Genomic DNA, 14,723 nt, shown 5'->3' with positions numbered 1-14,723 from the left:
CTATGACCGCAAAAAAGAAGTTCAATTTCAAAGCGCCGTTGGAGGTGTTCGCGAAGTCGATCGTTCAGCCGATGATGTATCTCTCGGTTGCCGGCATCCTGCTCATCGTGGGCATCATTCTGACCAACAAGACCATCTGCGCCGTGGTCCCCGTGCTGGGCTCCGGTCCGTTCCAGCTTGTGGGCGCCGTTGTCTATCAGTCGCTGATGTTTATCATCAACAACCTCTCGATTCTGTTCTGCGTGGGCATCGCCGGCGCCATGGCAAAGAAGAACAAGGGCCATGCTTCGCTGATCGCCCTGATGTCGTTCTTCCTGTTCCTGCAGGCTAACAACATCGTGCTCAACGCCACCGGCTCTCTTGCCGAAGCGAGCGGCATGCTCGGTCTTACCGGAACCGGTCAGAGCACCGTTATGGGCATTCAGGTGCTCGACACCGGCGTGTTTGGCGGCATCATTCTTGGTTGCATCACCGGTGCCGTGTTCAACAAGTACTCGAACAAGCAGTTCCCCATTGCCCTTTCGATGTTCTCGGGCGTTCGCTTCCCGTTCCTGATCATGATCATCATCTCCTGGATCATGGGCGCTGGCTTCTGCATCGTTTGGCCTCCGGTTCAGGGTGCCATCTCCTCCGTTGCCGGCATCATTAAGGAGTCGGGCAACATCGGTCTGTTCATCTACGGCATGCTCAACAAGCTGCTCGTTCCCACCGGTCTGCACCACCTCATCTACACCCCGTTCCAGTTCTCCGATGTGGGCGGCACCCTTACGCTGGGTGATCAGGTTATCGCCGGCGCCTATCCCATCCGTGTCGCCGAGATGGCAATGACGGGCCAGCCCTTCTCCGATAGCACCTACTTCAACAGCTACACCTTCAACAACCTGTGGCCCTACATCGGTATCGGTCTCGCCTTTATCTTCACCGCCTACAAGCAGAACAAGGACAAGACCAAGGCTGTCATCATACCGCTGATCATCACCGCCGTGCTTTCCTGCGTGACCGAGCCCATGGACTTCCTCTTTGTCTTTGCCGCTCCCGTGCTCTTTGTCGTTCACTCGGTTCTTTCCGGCATCTTCCTGGTCCTGCTCAAGGTCCTCTCCGTGCCCGCTTCGACTGCAGGCGGCATCATCAACATCGTGGTTTCCAACCTGGTCCTCGGTGTCGATAAGACCAACTGGCCGGTCATGCTGGTGCTTGGAGTCGTCAACGCCGCTCTGTACTTCTTCCTCTTCACCTTCCTTATCAAGAAGCTCAACCTCCACACGCCTGGTCGCGAGGAAGAGTCCGAGCTTGCTGAGTCCGTTGCCGAGGGCGAGGCCGCCGCGTCTGTCGCGGTGAAGCAGGGCGCTGTTGCCGCGGCCCCCGCAGAGGGCGTCGATGCAGGTATTGCCGACCTGGTCGCAGGTCTTGGTGGCAAGGACAACATCGAGGAGCTCGAGAACTGCTTTACGCGTCTCCGCGTGAACGTTAAGAACCCGGACCTCATCAATGAGGACCTCATCAACCACGTGCCCAACAGCGGCATCAACCGCAACGGCAACAATATCCAGATCATCTTTGGCATGAAGGTCGCCGAGATGCGCGACAAGGTCGAAAACGCAATTGAGAAGGAGCAGTAAACAATGATCATTACTCTGTGTGGTGGCGGATCCACCTTTACCCCCGGCATCGTCAAGTCCATCGCTCTGCGCAAGGACGAGCTCGACGTTGACGAGATTCGTCTGTACGACATCAACGAGGAGCGCCAGCGCAAGATCGGCGTGCTCGTGGACTGGATTCTGCACGAGGACCTCGGCCTGGACATCAAGCTCACGGTGACCACCGACAAGGAGACTGCCTTTACGGATGCCAGCTTCGTGTTTGCCCAGATGCGCGTGGGCGGCTACGCCATGCGCGAGCAGGACGAGAAGATTCCGCTGCGTCACGGCTGCGTGGGCCAGGAGACCTGCGGTTGCGGCGGCCTTGCCTACGGCATGCGCACCATCTTCCCCATGGTCGAGCTGATCGATGACGTTGAGAAGTACGCTAAGAAGGACTACTGGATTCTCAACTACTCCAACCCTGCTGCCATCGTGTCCGAGGGCTGCCGCGTGCTGCGTCCCAACGCTCGCATCATCAACATCTGCGACATGCCGATCGCGATCATCGACGTGGTTTGCGCCGCACTCGATATCGACAAGAAGGATGTCGAGTACGATTACTTTGGCCTCAACCACTTTGGTTGGTTCACCTCGATCCGCCACAAGGGCGAGGAGGTGCTCCCGCAGCTGCGCGAGTACATCAAGGAGCATGAGATTCTGCTGCCCGACTCCTACCTCAAGGGCATGGGCTCGCTCATGGCAAAGAAGCCCGAGGAGGCCACTGACGAGCACCCCGAGCAGAACCGCCACACCAAGGGCAGCTGGTACTACGTCTGGAAGGGCGAGTACGAGATCATGGAGTGCTTCCCGGAGTACCTGCCCAACACGTATCTGAACTACTACCTGCAGCAGAAGGAGTTCGTCGAGCATTCCAACCCCGAGCGCACCCGTGCTAACGAGGTTGAGGAGACGCGTGAGAAGAACCTCTTCGACGGCATCGACCACTACGAGAAGACGGGCGAGATCGACGAGAGCACGTTCTATGCGGGCAGCCACGGCGACTGGATTGCCGACCTGGCTATCGCTCTGAAGAACGATACCAAGCAGCGCTTCCTGGTCATTTGCGAGAACAAGGGCGCTATCCCCAACATGCCCTACGACGCTATGGTCGAGCTGCCTGCCTACATTGGCAAGAACGGCCCCGAGGTCATCAGCCGCGACAACATTCCGCTGTTCCAGCAGGGCCTCATGATGCAGCAGCTGAACTCCGAGAAGCTCGTGGTCGAGGCTACGATCGAGGGTTCTTACGAGAAGGCGCTCAAGGCCTTCACGCTCAACAAGACCGTACCGTCGATGAAAGTCGCCAAGGAGGTTCTCGACGACATGATCGAGGCCAACAAGGGTTACTGGCCCGAGCTTAAGTAAAAGCAACAGGGTCGCTGGCCGCATACCTAGAGCAATGCCCCGTCCACGTGATTGCGTGGACGGGGCATTGTCATTTGGTAACGCGTTTTATCAAATATGGCATTTATCTGCGGAAATGTTCGTTTTCACCGCTAAGGACGACGTTTCATACCGCCTGCCGAAGCGTGTCGCTGCCAAACAATTTTATAGGTCAGTGTTGTGCGTGTAGCAACTTCGCCCGGTCTCGCCTCCGGGCTGCCATGTGAGAGGGGATCTTATGGCTCGACTGCACGTAATGGAACGCAGCCACGCTCAGGCCGTCATGGACGATCTGCACGATGCGCTCGGACGCCGTCTGGCGGTGAGTTCGCTCGCCCCGTGTCCCGTTGAGTTTACGGCAGCGCTCGTTAACCTGTGCTCCACCCAGAGCTGCGGCAAGTGCACACCCTGCCGTGTGGGCCTGAGCGCGCTGAGCGACCTGCTCGCCGATGTGCTCGAAGGGCGCGCCGATGAGTCCACGCTCAACCTGATTGAGCGCACGGCCCGCACCATCTACCTTTCGAGCGACTGCGCCATCGGCTACGAAGCTGGCGCCATGGCACTCACGGCCATTCGCGGCTTCCGCGACGATTTTGAGCATCACATCCGCGAGCACTCCTGCGGCTTTGACCGCGAGGCCCGCGTCCCGTGCGTTTCGGGCTGCCCGGCGCACGTCGACATTCCCGGGTACATTTCGCTGGTCGAGGCCGGCCGGTATGCCGACGCCGTCAAGGTCATCCGCAAGAACAACCCACTGCCGCTCGTCTGCGGCTTGGTGTGCGAGCATCCCTGCGAGATGCATTGCCGCCGTGGCATGGTCGACGACCCCATGAACATTCTCGCCCTCAAGCGTTTTGCCGTTGAGCACAGCGACCTCAACGACCACAAGCCGCATGTAGTGGACGACACCGGTAAGCGCGTCGCCGTGATCGGCGGCGGCCCGGCCGGCCTTTCCTGTGCCTACTACCTGGCCGTGATGGGTCATAAGGTGACCATCTTTGAGCGGCGCCACCACCTGGGCGGCATGCTGCGCTATGGCATCCCCAGCTATCGTCTGCCGCGCGAGCGCCTGCAGGCCGAGATCGACTGGATCTTGAGCGCCGGCATCGACGTGGAGCTCGACCACTCCGTCAACGGCGAGGAGCTTGCCCGCCTGCGCGACGAGTTCGATGCCGTCTACCTGGCCATTGGCGCCCACAGCGATAAGAAGCTCGGCCTTCCGGGCGAAGAAGCTCCCGGCGTGGAGTCGGCCGTCAAGATGCTGCGCGCCATCGGCGATGACGAGCTGCCCGACCTGAGCGGCCAGCGCGTGTGCGTCATCGGCGGCGGTAACGTGGCCATGGACGTGGCGCGCTCCGCCGTGCGCTGCGGTGCCGAAAAGGTGAGCATCGTCTACCGCCGGCGCATCTGCGATATGACAGCCCAGGACGCCGAGATCGCCGGTGCCCAGGCCGAGGGCTGCGAGGTGCTGGAGCTGACGGCTCCGCTCGCCATCGAGACGGGCGAAGACGGTCGCGTGAGCGGCCTGCGCGTGCAGCCGCAGATTATCGGCGAGCCCCGTCGTGGGCGTCCGGCCCCGCGTGCCGCCGTCACGCCCGAGCGCGTCATTCCCTGCGAGCGCGTTTTTGTGGCCATTGGCCAGGACATCGATTCCAAGCCGTTTGGGGAGATAGGCATTGCCTGCAAGTGGGGCTGCGTGGTCACCGATTCGGATGGCGCCGTGCCCAACTTCGACGGCCTCTTTAGCGGCGGCGACTGCCAGACCGGCCCCGCCACCGTTATCCGCGCCATCAACGCCGGCCGCGTGGCTTCGGCAAATATCGACCGCTACCTGGGCTTCGACCACAAGATCAAGCTCGAGGTCGAGCTGCCGACCGTCCAGTTTAAGGGCAAGCACGAGTGCGGCCGCTGCGAGCTGGGCGAGCGCGAGGCCGGCGAACGTATTCACGATTGGAATCTGGTCGAACAGGGCCTTACTGAGGAGGAGGCACGCCAAGAGGCGAGTCGTTGCCTGCGTTGCGACCACTTTGGCTTTGGCGCGTTCCGCGGAGGGAGGAACCTGGAATGGTAGAGCTCAACAAAACCACCGTCGGCGACAACAGCGAAAACGGAGCGCACAACATGGTCAAGATCATTATCGATAATTGCGAGGTTGTGGTGCCCGAGCACACCACGATCCTAGATGCGGCCAAGTCCGCCGGCATTCAGATTCCCACCCTGTGCTACCTGCGCGATTTAAACGAAATCGGCGGCTGCCGCGTGTGCTTAGTCGAGGTCGAGGGCTGCGACCAGCTGGTTGCCGCCTGCAACAACTACGTGCTCGACGGCATGATGGTCCACACCAACAGCCCCAAGGCCCGCGAGGCCCGTCGCACCAACGTGCAGCTGCTGCTGTCCCAGCACGATTCGCAGTGCACGAGCTGCGTGCGCAGCGGCAACTGCAACCTACAGACCATCGCCAACGACCTGGGCATTTTCTATCTGCCGTATCAAAGACATTTGGCGGGCGAGGGCTGGGATTTCGATTTCCCCATCATCCGCGAAAACGACAAGTGCATTAAATGCATGCGCTGCATCAAGGTGTGCGAGAGCGTGCAGGGCCTGGGGATTTGGGACCTGACCAACCGCGCCACGCATACCGCCGTGGGTACCCGTGGGCGCGCGCCGATCGGCAAGACCGATTGCGTCGCGTGCGGCCAGTGCATTACGCATTGCCCGACGGGCGCACTGCGCGAGCGCGACGATACCGAGACCGTGTTTGACGCGCTCGCCGATCCCGACAAGATCGTGGTGGTGCAGATCGCGCCGGCCGTGCGTAGCGCTTGGGGCGAGGAACTCGGCATTCCGCGCGAGGAGGCTACCGTCGAGCGCCTGGCGTGCGTGCTGCGTCGCGTGGGCTTTGAATACGTGTTCGATACCGATTTCTCGGCCGACCTCACCATTATGGAGGAGGGCTCCGAGCTGCTCGAGCGCCTGGGAGCCGCCGCTAAGGGTGAGGACGATAGCCGCGGCTGGCCCATGTTCACGAGCTGCTGCCCGGGCTGGGTGCGCTTTGTGAAGGCGCGCTATCCGGAGTTTGTCGACAGTCTGTCCACGTCCAAGTCGCCGCAGCAGATGTTCGGCGCTATTGCCAAGACCTACTACGCCAAGGTGCTGGGCGTGGAGCCCGAGCGCCTGTTCGTGGTGTCCGTGATGCCGTGCACGGCCAAGAAGGCCGAGTGTGCGCTGCCGAGCATGGTGGGCGAGGGCGGTGCGCCCGACGTGGACGTTGCGCTGACGGTGCGCGAGATGGTGCGCATGATCCGCGCGAGCCACGTGAGCGTGGAGACGCTGGCCGAGGAGCCGCTCGATACGCCGCTGGGCTTTGGCACAGGCGCGGGTGTGATCTTTGGCGCCACGGGCGGCGTGATGGAGGCCGCCGTGCGCTCGGCCTATTACCTGGTGACGGGCAAGAACCCCGACGCCGACTTCTTTACCGACGTGCGCGGCCTGGACGGCTGGAAGGAAGCCGTGGCCGATATCGATGACACCAAGGTTCGCGTCGCCGTGGCACACGGGCTGGGCAACGCCGCCCGTCTGCTCGACGCGATTCGCGACAGTCGCGTGAGCTATGACTTCGTTGAGGTCATGGCGTGCCCGGGCGGCTGCGTCGGTGGCGGCGGTCAGCCCATCCACGACGGCTGCGAGCTGGCAGCCGAGCGCGGTCAGGTGCTGTGGGGCCTGGATGCCGCTGCGGACATTCGCTTCTCGCACGAGAATCCCGATGTCCAGGCGTGCTACCGCGAGTTCCTGGGCGCGCCGCTCTCGCCGCTGGCCGAGGAGCTGCTGCATACCGATCATCGCGCCTGGTCGATGCCTAACGAAGGGACGTGCTAACGATGCGCGCGTTTGATTTTGAGATGTCGCGCCGGGGGTTTGCCTCGGCGCTTGCCGCGGGCGCGCTGTCGCTTGCGCTCGCGGGCTGTGGCGGCGGGGCTGCCGGTGCCGGGTCCGCCGCGGACTCGGCTGCCACGGACGGCGCCGGTGCTGCTGCAGAGCCGGTCGCGGTGCACGTCGCCTCGCTCAAGGGACCGACCTCGATTGGCCTGGTGCAGTTTATGGACCAGGCTGCCGATGGCGAGACGGACAATGAGTTCGACTTTGCGATCAACACTGCCGCCGACGAGATCGTGCCCAAGGTCATTCAGGGCGATATCGACATTGCCCTGGTGCCAGCCAACGTGGCGAGCGTGCTCTACAACAAGACCGAGGGCGCGGTGCAGGTCATCGACATCAACACGCTGGGTGTGCTGAACGTGGTGACGGGTAACGCGGACGTTACTTCGTTTGGCGACCTGGCGGGTCGCACCGTCTACATGACGGGCAAGGGCACGACGCCGGAGTACGTCATGAACTACCTGCTGGAGCGCGCGGGCCTGACCGGCCAGGTGACGCTCGAGTTTAAGAGTGAGCCCACCGAGGTGCTGTCGGCCCTGCTTGCCGACCCGTCCGCCGTGGGCGTGCTGCCGGAGCCGTTCAAGACCGCTGCCATCGCCAAGAGCGAGGGCAAGCTGTCGGCACCGGTGAGTCTGACCGATGTGTGGGACGAGCTGGCAGGTGACACGGGTTCGCGCCTGCTGACGGGCGTGACCGTGGTGCGACGCGCGTTTGCCGAGGAACATCCCGATGCCGTGGCGGAGTTCTTGAGCTGCCATGCGGCGAGCGTTAAGGCTGTCAATGCGGCGCCGGCAGACTGGGCGCAGGCCGTGGTCGATGCCGGCATCGTTGACAACGCCAAGATCGCCGAAAAAGCGATTCCCGGGTGCATGCTCGTGTGCCAGACGGGGAAGGATATGAAGGCGGCGCTCGGTGGGTACCTGCAGGTGCTGGCCGATGCGGATGCGAGCGCCGTGGGCGGCAAGCTCCCGGCTGACGATTTCTACTACTTGGAGTAGCCCGTGCGTGCGTTTGCTCGACAAATGACAGAGCGTGTGAAGGCGGTGGCGGCAGCAGGTGCCGTCGCCGCCTTTTGGCTTGCCGTGTGGATGCTGGTGGCGGTGCTGGTGGCGCAGCCGCTGATTTTGCCGGGGCCGGGTGCTGTTGCCTTGGCGCTGCTGCGCCTGATATGCGATGCCGGCACGTGGGCGATTCTGGCGGGCTCGGGCGCGCGGATACTGGGCGGGCTGGCGCTTGCCGCGGTGTGTGGTGGCGTGCTTGCTGGGATTTCGTCACGTTCGCGGGCGTTTGCGTACCTGGTGGCTCCGGCGCTGTCGTTTGTAAAGGCGACGCCGGTTGCCTGCGTGGTGGTCCTGCTGCTCATTTGGCTGGGGTCGGCACGTGTGAGCATCGCGGCGGTCTTTTTGATGGCGCTGCCGGGCGTATATTTCTCACTGGTCGAAGGCTTGTCGCAGGTGGATAAGCCACTGGAGCAGATGTTTCGTCTGCATGGCGTGCGGGGCTGGCGACTGTTTTGCGCCCACACCTGGCGCGAAGTCCTGCCGTTTGTGCTTTCGTGTGCGCGTGCCGTGATCGGCATGAGCTGGAAGGCCGGTGTGGCAGCCGAGCTGATCGGCATGGCGGTGGGCACCGTGGGTGAGCGCATCTATCAGGCGAAGCTTTTGATTGAGACGGCCGACCTGCTGGCTTGGACCGTGCTGGTCGTTGCCGCCTCGTGGGCGTGTGAGCGCGTGCTGGTGTGGCTGCTGCGGGTTTCGGGGCCCGTGGCGTGGGGTGCGGCCGTGCGGGCGCATAGGCATGGGCTGCGCGGGCGTGCGAGGGCTGCGGGCGATGGCGCTGCGGCGGAGCTTGCGCTTGCCGTGGGCGATCGCGCGCCCTGGGCACCGGCGCTCGACGGACTGGTGCTCAACGTGCCCGCGGGTGGGCGTATCTGTGTGATGGGCGCCTCGGGTGCGGGTAAGTCGACGCTCCTTGCCCTTGCGGCAGGGGAGTGCGCACCGTGCTCGATGGTGTTTCAGGATGCACGCTTGGTCGAGTCCGCCTCGGCGCTGGATAACGTGCTGGTGTGCGCCGATGCACGCGTGGACGCCTCGAGTGCTGCGGCCCTGTTGCGCTTGCTGGTGCCGGGGGTCGATGTGCATGCTCGCGTGGCCGAGCTTTCGGGCGGGCAGCGCCGTCGCGTCGAGATCGCTCGAGCCCTGCTGTGCCCGGGCGGCGCGGTGATTCTTGACGAGCCCTTTACCGGCCTGGATGTCGTCGCGCGCGATGCGACGGCCGAGGTCGTGCTCGATCTGCTCGACGGTCGCACGCTCCTACTCGCCACACACGACGCCTCCGACGCTCAGGCCCTCAACATCGCTACCAGTAGATTATTGGGACATGCCTAGAAATCTACCTTTTAGATGCGCGGGGCAAACCCGGTCCTCCGACAATTCCAATCTCATAACGCCTTGCAGGTAGATTTTTGGGACATACCCGAAAATCTACCTCTTTGCTTTACGTGCCGTACCTCGTCCTTCGGTACTCCTATTTTGAAAGCCCCCGGTACGCCTTGGGCGTCATGCCAAACACGTCTTTGAATTTGGCGTAAAAATACGACATGTTGGAAATGCCCACCTTTTGGGCCACGCGCGTAATCGAGAGCCCGGTGTTGTTGAGCAGATAAGCGGCTTCGCTGAGCTGCTGGTCGAGCTTGATCTGCGAAAACGTGCGCCCTGTTTTCTCCTTGATGAGGTTGCTGAGGTAGGCGGGACTGTATCCTGCGATGGCCGCGGCGCTCTCGAGCGTGCAGGTCTTGTACTCCTGCTCCACGTGTTTGAGCACCCGTACGATGCGGTCGTCGTCGGTTGATTTTTGGTCAAACGATTCCCGCCTGCGGTAGAGCCCTTGGATAATGGTTAAAAACAGGGCGCTTGCGAGATCGGTCATCAGCTCGTTAGAGTAGAGATCCTTAAAGTGGTACTCAACATAGAGTAGTTCGATGATTCCTCGGGCCTGGCGGGCATAGTCCTCCGGAAGCACCAAATAGCGCGTTGCCTGGCGGTTCTTGGATACAAAATCAAAGAGGAGATTGGTGAGCGAGCTTGCGCCCGGCAGGCGGCTCAGAAAGACCGAGTCGAAGAACTCCTTGCGAAAGACCATCGAAATGACGATATCGTTTTCCCCCTTGATGTTGGGCGAGCTGCGCACGACCCCGGTGTTGCAGATGAGGATATCGCCGGTCTTAAGGCTGAGAGCGCGCCCGTTGATAACAAACTCGCAGGTTCCGTCATAGATAAAGGTGAGTTCCATATCGTGATTGATATGGGCGGGGACGTCGGTGAACCTCGTCTCCCTGATCAGGCCGATGGGGCTTTCCTGTAGGGTGCTCTCCCAATCAAAGAGGTAGACCTGGCGCTCGTTGATCTCGACCTGCGGGATGTTTCGGTATCGGGGACTTAGCTGCCCCGGGTGTTCCAGATGCCAGTCCTCCGATGGGGAGTGGGCATAGAGGAGGTGCTTAAGCCTGTGGTCTTTCATGCGATGCCTCCAAGGGGTTTGGTTGAACGGTATCCTTTGCCTTCCTAATGGCAGACTATCAAAAAATCTGACATAGATTAGCCTTTTCTATGCTATTTTTCTTGCTCAAAATCCTTCGTATATTGATGGCGTCGAAAGGGACGTCACATAGAGGGAGGAACTATGGGCAAGATCAAGACCGGCTTCGATTCCGATTTCCTGTGGGGCGGGGCGATTTCGTGCTCGCAGGCAGACGGAGCCTGGAATGAGGGCGGCAAAGGCAAGTCGACTCAAGATTGCCGCTGGCTCGACGGCACGTGGACGCGCGACCAGATCGAGGAGAAGCACCACAACAACCCCTTTAGCCATGATGAGCTGGTGGCCGCACTTGCAGACGATGGCACCGAGTTCTATCCGTTCCGCCGAGGAAACGATTTCTACCACCACTATAAAGAGGATATCGCGCTGTTTGGCGAGATGGGCCTCAAGCTCTTCCGCACCTCGGTGTGCTGGAGCCGCATCTTTCCCAACGGCGACGACGCCGAACCCAACCGCGAGGGCATCGAGTGGTACCGCAGCATGCTGGGGGAGTGCAAGCGCCACGGCATCAAGACGTTCGTCACCATGCTGCACTACGATATCCCCGTCAACCTGGTGGTTAAGTACGGCGGCTGGAAGAGCCGCAAGACGATCGACTTCTTTGTTCGCTATGTCGAGACCATCGTGAGGGAGTTTGGTGACCTCGTTGACTTCTGGCTCCCCTTTAACGAGTTTAATGCTGCACGCTTCTCCCCGTGGGACGGCGTCTGTCTGGTAAAGGATGAGGAAGGAGAGGACTTTGACCAGGCGATTTTCCAGTGCCTGCATCACGAGTTCATCGCCAACGCGCTTGCCGTCAAGACGGTGCACGAGCTCTCTCCCGGCACTCCTGTCGGCGGTATGATCGCCCGCTTCTGTACCTACCCAGCCACCTGCCGTCCCGAGGACAACCTGCAGGCGATCCATGATGACCAGTATTCCAACTGGTTCTACACCGATATCATGGCGCGCGGTAAATACCCCGCATACATGGACCGCTACTTTGACAAGCTGGGGATTGAAATCCAGATGGAACCGGGTGATCTGGATATCATCGCGGCCAATACGGTCGATTTCTTGTCCTTCTCGTACTACTTCTCCCAGGTTTCCACCTGTGACCAGGGTTGGGAGAAGACTGCGGGCAACCTGGTGATGGCCAACAAGAATCCCTATCTCGAGACGAGCGAATGGGGCTGGCAGCTCGATCCCCTGGGCCTGCGTATCACGCTCAATCAGATGTACGATCGCTATGGCCTGCCGCTGTATATCGCCGAGAACGGCCTGGGTACGAGTGACACGCTCGAGGCGGACGGGACGGTCCACGACGAGTACCGCATTGATTACATCCGGCAGCATGTTGCGGCTCTCAAGGAGGCCGTCATCGACGGCGTGGACGTGCGTGGTTATATGATCTGGGGCTTTTTGGACCTTGTTGCCTGCGGTCCGCTCACGATGGATAAACGCTACGGACTTATTTACGTTGACCTCGATAACTGCGGTAAGGGAACGGCCAAGCGTTACAAGAAGGATTCGTTCTACTGGTATCAGAAGTGCATCGAGTCCAATGGCAAGAATCTGGAATAGGGAGTGATACTGATGACCGATAAAAAGGAACTGGCCGCGACTGTGTTGGAGAAGGTCGGCGGGGCCGAGAACGTTTTGGTTGCAACGCACTGTATCACGCGCCTGCGTTTCAACCTCAAGGATGACAGTAAAGCGGATCTCGATGCACTTAAGAAACTCGACGGTGCGCTGGGCGCCCAGATAAAGGACGGTCAGTGGCAGGTCATTATCGGCGCCGGCGTCGAGGCGGTGTACAACGAGCTCGAGCCGCTGCTCGGCGACAAGATGGCGGGCGAGGTCGCGGCCGATCCCGGGCAGTCTGATTCCGCGGGTGGGCGCTCGGCACGCATCTTTGACATCATTACCGGTATCTTTTCCGCGATCATTCCGGCGTTGGTGGCCGGCGGTATCGTCAAGGGCATTCTAGCTGTGGTTGCGGCCTTTGGAATCGATACAGGTGCGGGCGATTTTGCGATCTTTAACATGATCTCCGATATCCCGTTCTACTTCCTGCCGTTTTTGCTGGCGATGTCGACGGCGGACAAATTCCATGTTAACTGCTCTCTCGCCCTGTGCGTTGCCGGCTCGTTGATGTATCCCACGCTCGTTAACGCTGTGGGCACGGGTGAGACCCCGCTCACGCTCTTCGGCATGGCCGTTCCCGTATTTAGCTATGCGGACTCGGTGTTCCCGGTGATCTTTGGCGTGATCGGCCTGGCCTATGTGTACCGCGCAATTGATCGGTTTATCCCCGACCTGTTCAAGCTCGTTGTGGTACCAGCGCTTTCGCTGGCCATCGTTATCCCCGTCAATCTTTTTGTGCTGGCACCCATCGGTGCTTGGTGCGGCATCGGTCTTGCAAACGGTATTGTCTGGTTGTTCTCGACTCTGGGGCCTGTCGCCGGTTTCCTGCTCGGCTTCTTTATGCCACTGATCGTTCTCTTTGGCATGCATCAGTCCACGAGCCCGATCCAGATTTCGAACATCGCAACGCTTGGCTACGACTATCTGTTGCCCGTCTCGTTCTGCCATAACCTTGCCGAGAGCGGCGCGGCCTTTGGAGCGGCTTTGCGCATGAAGGATGAGAAGCTTAAGTCCGCAGCAATGACCTGCGCGTTCTCGGCCTTTATGGGCATCTCCGAGCCGGCGCTCTTTACCGTTCAGGTGCCCAACAAGACCCCGCTCGCCGCTGCCATGATCGCGGACGGAATCGGCGGCGCGCTTACGGTTATTCTGGGTGCCAAGTGCTTTGGTTTTGTAATGCCCGGTATTACCTCGCTGCCCGTCTATGCTGATCCTAGCGGCAATCCGATGAACCTCATCATGATTGTGGCATGCATCGCGGTCACATGGGTTATCGCTGCTGTGCTCTCCTTTGGCCTCTGGGGTCGTTTTGGAACCCAGCAGGAGGGATAGCCGCTTGACCGCTTTGCTTATGCATTGACGTGAGGAGCGGTTGATAACGCCTTTATCCAGTAGTCCCCGACGGCAATGAACTGCCGCCGGGGACTACTGCGTGCCGAGCCGTGTCCTAATTTGCTCAGCCTATCAACTGGGAAAAGTACGCTTTTCGCCCCATCCTAAAAAGCTCCAATCTCATAACGCCTTGCAGGTGGATTTTTGGGACATGCCCGAAAATCCACCTTTTTGCTTTACGGGCGTTCCGATCCGTCGCTCGAAGACTCAAAAGTAGATTCACGGGCATGTCCCAAAAATCTACCTGTAAGGGTAGGGCGAATGTGGTATTCTATCTGCGGGGTAATACTTAGGAATACCAAGTAATACCAACGCCGCAGAAACAAACTCCGGATGCGGGCCAATCGGGTTGCCTTCACAGCCCGTCGCCCAGCCGCGTGGCCCGCATCTATCCGCACCACCGTCGTTTCAAAAAGGAAGCGCCATGGCAGAACACATGACCCCGGTTGTCGCGAAGGTCTTGCCCGAGGAAAAGGCGGCCTTCGCGGTGGCAACCCAGCTCGTGGGCACCACGCCGTCCAACGCCATCCGCATGTTTATCGCCGCGTTCAATCGCTGCGGCACCTTCCCGTTCGACATCTCGCCCAACGGGGCCTTTGGCAAAGACTGTCCCCAACAACTAGTCGTTGAAGAACGTCCCCAATGACTAGTCGTTGGGTGTTCCTATAGTTTTGTCAACCGTCGGGGCTACTCCCGGTAGGGCACCCGGTCGCGCATCACGGCGTATATCGCCCTGAGCCGCTTCCTCGCGACGGCCTTGAGCGCCCGCCCGTGCCCCATGCCCCGCGCCCTGCAGGCCCGGTAGTACTCGCCGTAGCGCCCCGAGGACCTCACCAGGCTGTTGCACGAGAAGATCAGCAGGGACTTGAGCCTCGCGTCGCCGCGCCTGGACGCCCTGACCGACCTCACCGACGTGCCGGAGCTCCTCACCCTCGGGGCTATGCCGCGGTACGAGGCCAGGTGGTCGTGGTCCGGGAACCTCGCGATGTCGACCGACACCGCGAGCTGCGCCGCGGTCCTCGGGCCGATGCCGGGCACGGTGAGCAGGCACGCGTAGGTCTCGTCGCCCTCGAGCAGCCCCGCCGTCTCGGCCTCGAGGGCCCCGGCCTCGTCGAGGGCCTCCGATATCCGGGCGGCCAGGAACCTGAC

At 60.9% G+C, this 14,723-nt stretch carries 11 protein-coding genes; 9 read left to right on the top strand and 2 right to left on the bottom strand.

Going from position 1 to position 14,723, the window contains the following annotated elements; genetic code table 11:
- Positions 1-2 precede the first annotated feature (2 nt).
- The 6 genes from DW024_RS05340 to DW024_RS05315 all read left to right on the top strand — a co-directional run bounded on the left by DW024_RS05340 (position 3) and on the right by DW024_RS05315 (position 9,346).
- Positions 3-1,619, top strand: a complete 1,617-nt coding sequence (locus tag DW024_RS05340) for a PTS transporter subunit EIIC (RefSeq protein ID WP_118377146.1) — start codon at positions 3-5, stop codon at positions 1,617-1,619.
- A gap of 3 nt (positions 1,620-1,622) precedes the next feature.
- Complete coding sequence (locus DW024_RS05335) at positions 1,623-3,005, top strand: 6-phospho-alpha-glucosidase (RefSeq protein WP_055310193.1); 1,383 nt, start codon at positions 1,623-1,625, stop codon at positions 3,003-3,005.
- Between the two features lie 256 nt (positions 3,006-3,261).
- Complete coding sequence (locus tag DW024_RS05330; RefSeq protein ID WP_118377145.1) at positions 3,262-5,094, top strand: NAD(P)-binding protein; 1,833 nt, start codon at positions 3,262-3,264, stop codon at positions 5,092-5,094.
- Positions 5,095-5,144: 50 nt separating this feature from the next.
- On the top strand, positions 5,145-6,899 hold the full coding sequence (locus DW024_RS05325; RefSeq protein ID WP_199576936.1) for a [FeFe] hydrogenase, group A: 1,755 nt from the start codon (positions 5,145-5,147) through the stop codon (positions 6,897-6,899).
- A gap of 2 nt (positions 6,900-6,901) precedes the next feature.
- Entirely contained in the window at positions 6,902-7,957 is a 1,056-nt protein-coding gene (locus DW024_RS05320) for an ABC transporter substrate-binding protein (RefSeq protein ID WP_118377143.1), read from the top strand.
- A 3-nt stretch (positions 7,958-7,960) separates the two neighbouring features.
- Positions 7,961-9,346 (top strand): ATP-binding cassette domain-containing protein, encoded by a 1,386-nt coding sequence (locus DW024_RS05315; RefSeq protein ID WP_158572164.1) that lies wholly within the window; start codon positions 7,961-7,963, stop codon positions 9,344-9,346.
- A 139-nt stretch (positions 9,347-9,485) separates the two neighbouring features.
- Here the strand turns inward: DW024_RS05315 and DW024_RS05310 are convergent, their stop codons facing one another.
- Complete coding sequence (locus tag DW024_RS05310; RefSeq protein WP_118377141.1) at positions 9,486-10,478, bottom strand: AraC family transcriptional regulator; 993 nt, start codon at positions 10,476-10,478, stop codon at positions 9,486-9,488.
- Positions 10,479-10,640: 162 nt separating this feature from the next.
- Between DW024_RS05310 and DW024_RS05305 the strand changes: the two genes are divergently transcribed.
- The 3 genes from DW024_RS05305 (at position 10,641) to DW024_RS05295 (ending at position 14,220) form a co-directional block, all read left to right on the top strand.
- Positions 10,641-12,119 (top strand): glycoside hydrolase family 1 protein, encoded by a 1,479-nt coding sequence (locus tag DW024_RS05305; protein WP_199576934.1) that lies wholly within the window; start codon positions 10,641-10,643, stop codon positions 12,117-12,119.
- Between the two features lie 12 nt (positions 12,120-12,131).
- The gene (locus DW024_RS05300) at positions 12,132-13,514 is read left to right on the top strand and encodes a PTS transporter subunit EIIC (protein WP_118377140.1); all 1,383 of its coding nucleotides are present in this window, start codon (positions 12,132-12,134) and stop codon (positions 13,512-13,514) included.
- Between the two features lie 484 nt (positions 13,515-13,998).
- Entirely contained in the window at positions 13,999-14,220 is a 222-nt protein-coding gene (locus DW024_RS05295) for a hypothetical protein (RefSeq protein WP_118377139.1), read from the top strand.
- A gap of 41 nt (positions 14,221-14,261) precedes the next feature.
- Here the strand turns inward: DW024_RS05295 and DW024_RS05290 are convergent.
- On the bottom strand, positions 14,262-14,723 hold a 462-nt coding region (locus DW024_RS05290), incomplete at its 5' end, for a transposase (protein WP_147352048.1).

The sequence above is a fragment of the Collinsella sp. AF37-9 genome (assembly GCF_003475115.1).
Taxonomy (GTDB): Bacteria; Actinomycetota; Coriobacteriia; order Coriobacteriales; family Coriobacteriaceae; genus Collinsella.
The sequence above is the reverse complement of the archived record's forward strand: the minus strand, read 5'-3'. Positions and strand labels throughout refer to the sequence as shown.

Bases quoted from the DNA above. Each gene is read 5' to 3' on its own strand.
- DW024_RS05300 (WP_118377140.1), top strand. From the start codon at position 12,132: ATGACCGATAAAAAGGAACTGGCCGCGACTGTGTTGGAGAAGGTCGGC.
- DW024_RS05340 (WP_118377146.1), top strand. From the start codon at position 3: ATGACCGCAAAAAAGAAGTTCAATTTCAAAGCGCCGTTGGAGGTGTTC.
- DW024_RS05325 (WP_199576936.1), top strand. From the start codon at position 5,145: ATGGTCAAGATCATTATCGATAATTGCGAGGTTGTGGTGCCCGAGCAC.
- DW024_RS05295 (WP_118377139.1), top strand. From the start codon at position 13,999: ATGGCAGAACACATGACCCCGGTTGTCGCGAAGGTCTTGCCCGAGGAA.
- DW024_RS05320 (WP_118377143.1), top strand. From the start codon at position 6,902: ATGCGCGCGTTTGATTTTGAGATGTCGCGCCGGGGGTTTGCCTCGGCG.
- DW024_RS05330 (WP_118377145.1), top strand. From the start codon at position 3,262: ATGGCTCGACTGCACGTAATGGAACGCAGCCACGCTCAGGCCGTCATG.
- DW024_RS05305 (WP_199576934.1), top strand. From the start codon at position 10,641: ATGGGCAAGATCAAGACCGGCTTCGATTCCGATTTCCTGTGGGGCGGG.
- DW024_RS05310 (WP_118377141.1), bottom strand. From the start codon at position 10,478: ATGAAAGACCACAGGCTTAAGCACCTCCTCTATGCCCACTCCCCATCG.
- DW024_RS05335 (WP_055310193.1), top strand. From the start codon at position 1,623: ATGATCATTACTCTGTGTGGTGGCGGATCCACCTTTACCCCCGGCATC.